An 8793-nucleotide genomic window follows, 5' to 3' on the forward strand; every position below is an offset into this window, starting at 1 on the left:
TTTTCATGTTATGTAAAATGTACTGAATATTATTAGAGATATGAAATGAACACAATGCAAAACTTATTGCCCTTTATATTAATTCTTTCTTCATGTTATTTATTAAAATACGCATGTGATACTTTTGAGCAGGCCGCCTCTTATTTAGGGAGGAACTTCCCACCCGGCGTGAAAGGTGCGACTGTAAATGCAGTTGGATCAAGTATGCCTGAAATGTGCGTAGTGATTGCATGTTTGTTCTGGTTTAACGATCCATCATTGGTGATGGTTGCATTAGGTGTTACAGCCGGATCTGCAATATTTAACGGCTGTGTTATACCGGCGCTTTCTATTATCATGGCCAAAGATGAGGACGGTGTAAGCGTCAAATCGATTAAATTAACCAAACGAGTGTTAATAAGAGACGTATTTTGGGTGTTAACGGCAGAAATTGCATTGATCATCTTTCTCGGTTTTAATCACTTTTCGTTATGGATGGCGGTCGTATTAAATATCATCTATTTCTTTTACGCCGTTCACTTATATATTGATTCAAAACGTGATCATGAAGGTGACGATGAAGACGTGTATGAGTATGAAGAGATTAATGATCGCGGCGTGTTTTTAAATTTAATTACATTTAACTTCAATACATTATTTTTCAAAAATAGACCCTTTACACTGGTATCGGCGCTTGTTGTTTTAATTTTAGCTATTGCTGTTATTTCCGGCTCTTCGCATCTATTAGTTGAAGGTGTATTAGGCAGTGCATCAGTGCTCGGTGTACCTGAGTTTTTTGCAGGATTAATCTTTGGATCTGCGGCATCTTCTGTGCCTGATTTAATGTTGTCAGTGAAAGACGCTCAAAAAGGAGAATATGAAGATGCTGTTGCTAATCCGCTAGCATCAAATACTTTTGATACGACTGTTGCCTTTGCATTACCTTTGCTGGTTTGGTTCCTGATTAATGGTGTTGATTCATTACCTTTGCTTCAAGATGAAAGTTTAACCCTGTTACGTTGGTCTATTGTCGGTATTACCGGATCAGTTGCAGCAAGCTTAATTTTTAACTCTAAGAGAGTAACTCGAAATGTTGCTTACTTCCTGTTAGCAATGTTTTTTGTTTGGGCTGGCGTGATGTATGCTTTGATTGGCTAAATCAATCTAAATAATGACGCTCAATATTGGAGCTCCAGCATTCAGCTTTTTTGTGGTGATGATCACTTGCGAGCATGAATGATGGAGCTTTATACTTATTAACCGCTACTCAAAATGAGTGCGACTGGTTTATTTAAAAAATTAAATTAAGTAAATACTCTATGAATTACAATTTTGAAACTCAAGCGGGACTTATTTCGCTTAAAGTACTAAATACAAAAAAACCAGTCGAAGAATTATTAACCTTTGCTTGCAGGCAAAATCCTAAGCGAAGTTTTATGCTTGTTAGCAAAGTGATTGGTCGTTATGTTCCCACGAAACCGAATGTGATGAGAGAGGTTTATGATTCATTATCTGGGTCTCTAGGAGATGATAAATTAACTTATGTTGTTAGTTTAGCGGAAGCCGCGACGGGATTAGGGGCAGGGGTTGCTGATAGTTTAACGAGAGTTCAACAAGAAAACGTCTATTTTCAGCATACGACGCGTCATAAATTGAATCGACCTTTATGGTTTTCCCTTGATGAAGCACATAGTCATGCGGTTGACCATATGTTCTATGCACCTAAAAAAGAGTTGCTTGAAGGAATCACTGAAAGTAAACGCTTAGTGATTGTGGATGATGAAATAACCACAGGTCGAACCGTTAAACTGCTCATTACCCGGTTATTAAAACACTTAATGAATATCGAAGAAATTGTGATTATTTCATTAGTTAATTTAATAGATAAAAAACAGAGTTTATCCATAAACGATTTTAATATTCCTGTTCGTTATGTGTCATTAATGGAAGCTCAAATATCAATGCTGAAAAAAGAAAATTTTAAGCCCGAATTACCGGAAAATGTAGATACCGGGTTATGTGAAGCACTCTCATCAGATGAACTGGGGCGCTGCGCCATGTTAATGCCCTATTCTGGTCATTTTCCCAGTATTACTTCATCAAAAGAGATGACCATTATAGCTAATGGTGAGCATCAATATATTCCCTTCCTGATTGCTGAAAAACATGAACAAGCAGGGTGTGATGTGCTATATCAATCCATTAATCGCTCTCCTTTACTCTTGGGAGAATCGATCCAGAAAAAAATATCTTTTTCTTTTGACGGGCGTGATGTTGAACATTATCTTTATAATTTTGAAGAGGGTAATAGAGACGTGTACGTATTATTAGAAAATGAAAGCGCAAGAGATGCGCATGAGTTTGCAAGTAAATACCCCTTAACAAAATGTGAGATCGCTTAAATGACACAGTCACCTCGCGTATTTGTATTCACAGATTTAGATGATAGTTTGTTTAGTAGTAAGAGAAAACATACAAAAACGGATGATAGTCAGATAACCTCTATTAACAAACAGGGTGAAATAGAATCTTATGCAACACTGCAACAACAAAAATTAGTGCAGATGTTAGCTGCCTTGAAAGCCTCGTTTATTGCGGTAACAGGACGCAGAACCAGTGCATATGAGCATTGTATTATTGATCAAGTGAGCAACAGTGAATATGCCATCGTTTCTCATGGTGCGCTGATATTAGATGATAAATCAGAATTATTGCCTTGCTGGTTTAAATATTTAAATAACAATTTTGATATGACCCATTGGCAGGAAAAACTGACTCAGACCCATTGTCAGCTGATAGATTATTTTAGCGCCATTAATTGTGATGCCCGGGTTCGTTTAATTATCGATCATGATATTTGTACCTATATTTGCATAAAAATCCCTGTTCATTACCAGCAGGAAAGCTTGTTAGATAAGATTAATTTATATCTTCAGCAACTCGATTTTAGAATTCATGGTAATGAAGGTAACTTCGCCATATTACCCCCCTATGCTAATAAAGAATTAGCTGTTAACTATCTGATTAAAAAACTAAATATGTCTGATAAAGATGTGGTATTCGGAATCGGTGATAGTTTGTCTGATCTGCCCTTTATTCGAAATTTAGATTTTGCTATCTTCCCTAAATCCAGCCAAATAATGAAAGCTATATCCCATGTTGAATAATTTACACTCTGATAAAACCCCGTTGTTGGGCAGCTATTGCGCAGAAGATTGTTTGTTTCTGTTAAAAAATATCGAACCTAAATTTTATACTATTGAAGACAAGGAGCGGTTAATTCAAACTGGCGCAATGCATTATTCAGAAATGGTGAATCAAGAAAGCGCACCATCGCAGCAATATGCGGAGCTGTTTTTAAACCTGACTGAGCAATACAAAAATCGGCTAGCGGTTGAAGTCTTACAATTAGCCAAAAAGATTGTTGAAAATCGTGATGGTGATATCTGCATTATTTCTTTGGTACGTGCAGGCACCCCGATTGGCGTGTTATTAAATCGCGCGATCAATGAATACGGCGAGGTTAATTCACTGCATTATTCAATTAGTATTGTTCGCGATAAAGGCATTGATGAGAATGCGCTAGATTACCTTATTTACGGTCAAAAAATTAAGCCTGAAAGCATTGTTTTTGTGGACGGTTGGACCGCTAAAGGGGTGATGACTGAAGAATTAAAAAAGGCGGTTCAGCATTATAATGCGCGTCGTAACCTCAACCTGTCTGAACAATTATTTGTTATTTCAGATATCGGTGGAACAGCAGACTTTTCTGCCACTTTTGATGACTATGCGATACCCAGTGCACTAATGAATTCGACAGTAAGTGGCTTAATCAGCCGCTCAGTATTGAACGATCAAATAAAAGCAGATGATTTTCATGGTTGTATTTCATATTCTCACTTAGAAAATTGCGATCGTTCAAACTGGTTTGTTAATCAGGTAACGGATTGTTTTAAGCTCAGTGATTTTCAAACCCCATTACAAAATGAATCACTTTCTGCTAAAAAACGGCAGTCGATGACGCGGAATTTTTTGCAGGAAATTATGCAAAAGCATCATGTTTCTAATAAAAACAGGATCAAGCCGGGTATTGCAGAAGCGACAAGAGTAATGCTCAGAAGGGTCCCGGATCTGTTAATTGTGAAAGATAAACTTAACCCGAGTACCATCCATTTATTAAAACTGGCAATAGAAAAGAATATTGATGTTGTAGAAATGAATGAGATGCCGTTTGGTGCATGCGCATTAATTAAAGACGTTAAATAAGTTTATGTCTATAAAAAGAAGATACAAATGAAAATAGCACTGTTTGATTTTGACCAAACCTTAATTCAAGAAAATTCATTAAATTTTTTGTTTAAACATTTTTTAGGTAACACACCGTTACCCATACAATTAATACCCTTGTTGTTTAAAAAATCCACTTATCAACAAGGGATTAAGTTATCGATCAAAACGTATTTATACAAAAAAGCGTTAAATGGGAAAATGCGGGAGCAACTGTTTGCCGCCGGCGTAACGTTATTTGAAAAAGTCACTCCCATTATTGAAGTGGTTGAGATTATGAAAGATTTAAATAACAGAGGCATTGAAATATGGATTGTTACTGCATCACCGGAGTCTTATATAGATGGTATTGTGGATAGGCTAGGTTGGCCAGTTAAACGAGTGATTGGTACCACTATGGTCGAGCAGAATGGTATGCTGACGGGGGAAATTGAAAGTGAATGCCAGGAGCAAGAGAAAGTCGTTCGTTTAAACCGAGTTTTTAGTGTTAATGACGCGCGCTACGATGTTGTTCAGGCATTTGGCAATTTACCGGTGGATATTCCCATGTTAAAAATGGCTAATAGTAGCTTTTACGTTCTAAACGAGGTTGTGAAACCATTTAATGTGGAGTAGGTTACTGATATGGTTATATTTATCATTATCATAACTGACGCTGTATTTTTTGCAGGGTCTTTCATTTCTTTGAATGTAAAAGACCGCCGAGAAAGTGTCAGTAATTACGATATGTGGCTATATTAAATGCCTCTCGTCTTTGATTACAATACAAAATCAAAAATTTTATAATATTAATTAGCAAATGAGGATACTAAAATGGGATTATGGGACAATTTGAGAAGCAAAGCTGAGGAAATGAATGAAGGCTTACAAAAAAATATTAGTAAGTTTCAAAACCAAAAATTTTCCGATGCTTCAATGGCAATGTGCGCTTTAGTTGCTGCCGCTGATGGCACTATAGATGCTTCAGAGCGTAGTAAAACCGCTGCATTTATTATGAGTAATGAAAGTTTACAAGTGTTTAATGCTGCAGATTTGAAAATTAAATTTGATTTCTATTGTGACAAATTAACGGCTGATTTTGATTTTGGACGTATTGATGCAATACAGGCGATAAGTAAATTAAAAAGTAAGGAAGATCAAGCTAGGGCTTGTATCCAACTTGGTATCATTATTGGTGGTGCTGATGGCGATTTTGATGCCGATGAAAAGAAAGCCGTAAAAGACGCATGTCTTGCACTTGGCATTAATCCTTCTGATTTCGATGTATAACAGAACAGATCGTTAATGCGGTGTGTTGGGGGTAAATTACATTTCGATGAAGTTACCCTCATATTTTTTATCAAAAAGGCAGATCATTGCTTTGCGCACCGCTTTTTAATTTATTACTAGACACCTGACTTTGTTAAATTTCGTCGTTAATCGGCGATAAATCACCATCCATTCTTGAAACTGCCAACAAACCTCTCTCCAACCGCGTTATCTAAGCAATATCCTACAGCAGCCGATTAAGAGAGACCGGCACCCCGCTAGTGTGGTTTCTGTTCCGATGTAAAAATAAAGGTTCCGTCTGATTTTTTTCTCTGCTGGAAAAAACTCTGGTATGGAAATAATCTTAATTTGGTCTTAATTGTGAGAAGGATCAATACTGAGCAATAGAGAGTAACGAATGGCAAAAACAAGTTATTATCGGTGTTTGAATTAAAAGCCTGGTATATGATATTCACACTAAGATAGATAAAGAAATAGTAACTGATTGCGCTTTTCTTTAACACAAAATAGGTCACGATCATCGGCACCAACAGGTGTCCCAAATAGTAGTTTCCTTGCATAATCGCCCCTGCGACATATAAAGAACCGATCGGTAGCCAATACATAAGCAAAATTAACTTATTCATCCAGCCATATTTTTCAACGGCCGTTTTATCGGGGATCATCGCTAATGCCATTGAGCCAGACACAGCCTGTCCACCCGATGCTTGGTATCGGGCAAATGCTTCATATTTACAGCCACCGGTTTTTACATCTCGTTGCATCTGTTTGATTGGGGGTAGAATTTTATCTTTTTTCATTATTTTCACTTTCTGATATTTTAAGACAGCTAACGCTGTTTATGGGGTTCGACGCAATCAACCTTTTATCCCATATTATTGACTCTCTAGGATCCGGTCAAGCAGCGTTGCAGCTAGGCATCAATCCGACAAAATAGTATTGCAGGATCATGGAAGCATTATACCCCTTTAGATAAGGTTAATGTTAATTGGAACAGAATTGTTCATCTCAGAAAACAAAGAAAAAACAGGTCATTACGGATCTGAATTGAGGACTGCAAACCTTTTGCCTATCATTAATTTACTCCCACTATTTTTATACAGATAGTTTGAGCTAGTAATGAGGCAATCACGGTCGTGATTACTTTCCCTTAATGAACTTGCCTTGTTTGCCGCTTATAGGTAAATGTTGTTCTGGCGAATATTTTCAACCTGCTGGGTAAGTTCGCATTTTATTACTTCCAGCCAGAATGTTCGGATAATCTGCTATATACTCGGCAAGTATCTGTTTCTTAATATTTAAGTATTTAGTTCCCTGGAGGTTGCGTATGTTGTTTGATGGTAACTTAGTCACCGATTCTGCTATTCGTCAAAAAATTCGAGATTTTTATCGGATTGATGAAAATTTAGCTATTAATCACATTTTGCCTGAGGCAGAGGTTAACATGCGGGCGCGCAGTCGTGCGTGGGAGCGAGCACGAAAAATGGTGCTGCAAATACGCAGTCAGCAAGCAGGTACTGGTGTCGTTGAAGCGTTACTTAACGAGTATTCTCTTTCTTCGGCTGAAGGTGTGGTGCTTATGTGCCTGGCTGAAGCATTATTACGGATACCTGATAAAGAAACTCAGGACGAGCTGATCCGCGATAAGCTTTCAAAGGGCCGATGGAGTACACATCTAGGTAGCAGTCATTCTCTTTTTGTGAATGCATCATCTTGGGGATTGTTGTTAACCGGCAGCATGGTTAATTTCAGCGATAGCCGCAAAAGCAATCAGTTTGGCTTATTGAAGAAAACCCTTGGAAGAATGGGGGAACCGGTTATTCGTAAAGCGATGAATATTGCTATGAAGGTAATGGGAGAACAGTTTGTAATAGGTGAAACTATTGTTGCTGCGGTTAAGCGTGCGGAGGAAAAAGAACGTAAAGGGTATGTCTATTCTTACGATGTGCTGGGTGAAGGCGCAAGAACGCAAGAAGATGCGGATCGTTATTTTGAAGCCTATGCCAACGCAATTGTTGTTATTGGTGAAGCAGCTAAAGGTAAAGGTCCCCGAAAAAGCCCCGGAATATCAGTTAAATTGTCCGCTATTCATTCCCGTTACGAGTTTAGTCACAGGGAACGAGTGATTAAGGAGATCCCAGCAAAACTCAAAGCGTTATGCTTATTGGCAAAAAAATATAATATTGGTTTAACGGTCGATGCCGAAGAGTCTGAGCGCCTGGACATCTCCCTCGATATTATCGAAATGGTGTTTAGTGATCCTGACTTAAGTGGTTGGGATGGTTTCGGTTTGGCAGTTCAATCTTACCAAAAGCGAGCGATTTTTGTGATCGACTGGTTGCGCGAGTTAACCGAGAAAGTGGGGCGCAAAATGATGGTACGGCTGACCAAAGGCGCTTATTGGGATACTGAGATAAAAAAAGCGCAAAAAGAAGGGCTTGAACATTATCCTGTATTTACCCGTAAATCGTCCACCGATGTCTCTTATCATGCCTGTGCTAATCGTCTGTTAGACTATCGCGATACTATCTATCCTCAATTTGCAACGCACAATGCTTATACCGCAGCGGTCATTATTGAGCTTGCCGGTGATGATAAAGAAGGCTTTGAATTCCAATGTTTACATGGCATGGGTGACAGTTTGTATGATCAAATTGTGACCACTGATAATATCCAATGTCGAATCTACGCACCGGTTGGTCAGCATGAAGACTTACTCGCTTATCTGGTACGCCGCCTGCTGGAAAATGGTGCCAACTCCTCTTTTGTTAACGCCATTGTTGATGAAAGCCGTCCGGTTGAATCTTTACTCGAAGATCCTGTCGAAAAAACTCAGCGCCTTAAAGTTTCCTACAATGAGCAGATTCTTAAACCGATCAATTTATTTGGTCAGGAGAGAGATAATTCAAAAGGGTTGGACCTTAACGATATCAATCAGATCACGCCATTAAGAGAATCGCTTAATCGCTGGTTCAATGAGCACTTACTCACAGCAGAACAAGTGCCTGATGATTGTTTTGCGGTACGCAATCCGGCAGATCATGAGCAAATTATTGGTTTCCATCGCCATGACAGCCGTGAGGAGATGCTCGCTAAGCTGACCAAAGCTCAGAGCAGTTTTGCTACCTGGTCACAAACGCCAATTGCGGAGAGAGCTAATTTACTAAGACGAACCGCTGATATTTTAGAACGGCATATGGATGAACTGATTGCTCTTTGTATTAAAGAAGCGGGGAAAATTGCGCAAGATGGTATTGA

At 38.5% G+C, this 8793-nt stretch carries 8 protein-coding genes; 7 read left to right on the top strand and 1 reads right to left on the bottom strand.

The genetic code is table 11. The features are described 5' to 3' along the window. Positions 1–45: 45 nt before the first annotated feature. The 6 genes from ACJAT7_RS03025 (at position 46) to ACJAT7_RS03050 (ending at position 5535) form a co-directional block, all read left to right on the top strand. Entirely contained in the window at positions 46–1137 is a 1092-nt protein-coding gene (locus tag ACJAT7_RS03025) for a sodium:calcium antiporter (RefSeq protein ID WP_415225320.1), read from the top strand. Positions 1138–1298: 161 nt separating this feature from the next. Then, positions 1299–2381 (top strand): phosphoribosyltransferase domain-containing protein, encoded by a 1083-nt coding sequence (locus ACJAT7_RS03030; protein WP_415225321.1) that lies wholly within the window; start codon positions 1299–1301, stop codon positions 2379–2381. Continuing rightward, positions 2382–3146: an HAD family hydrolase gene (locus ACJAT7_RS03035; RefSeq protein ID WP_415225322.1), complete on the top strand. Its 765-nt coding sequence runs from the start codon at positions 2382–2384 to the stop codon at positions 3144–3146. Next, positions 3136–4245, top strand: coding sequence for a cysteine protease StiP family protein (locus ACJAT7_RS03040; RefSeq protein WP_415225323.1), 1110 nt, complete (start codon positions 3136–3138; stop codon positions 4243–4245). Before ACJAT7_RS03035 ends, ACJAT7_RS03040 begins: the two co-directional genes overlap by 11 nt. Before the next feature lie 27 nt (positions 4246–4272). Then, entirely contained in the window at positions 4273–4881 is a 609-nt protein-coding gene (locus ACJAT7_RS03045) for an HAD family hydrolase (RefSeq protein ID WP_415225324.1), read from the top strand. Between the two features lie 198 nt (positions 4882–5079). Further along, a complete protein-coding gene (locus tag ACJAT7_RS03050) occupies positions 5080–5535 on the top strand; it encodes a tellurite resistance TerB family protein (protein WP_415225325.1) in 456 nt (151 codons plus the stop codon). A 257-nt stretch (positions 5536–5792) separates the two neighbouring features. Here ACJAT7_RS03050 and ACJAT7_RS03055 read toward each other — a convergent pair whose 3' ends face one another. Then, positions 5793–6335: a hypothetical protein gene (locus ACJAT7_RS03055; protein ID WP_415225326.1), complete on the bottom strand. Its 543-nt coding sequence runs from the start codon at positions 6333–6335 to the stop codon at positions 5793–5795. Between the two features lie 527 nt (positions 6336–6862). On the opposite strand from ACJAT7_RS03055, the gene putA reads away from it, so the two are divergent. Continuing rightward, positions 6863–8793, top strand: a 1931-nt coding sequence (gene putA, locus ACJAT7_RS03060; RefSeq protein ID WP_415225327.1) for a bifunctional proline dehydrogenase/L-glutamate gamma-semialdehyde dehydrogenase PutA, incomplete at its 3' end; no start/stop codon positions are given.

This window comes from Psychromonas sp. (genome assembly GCF_047632995.1).
Classification (GTDB): Bacteria; Pseudomonadota; Gammaproteobacteria; order Enterobacterales; family Psychromonadaceae; genus Psychromonas.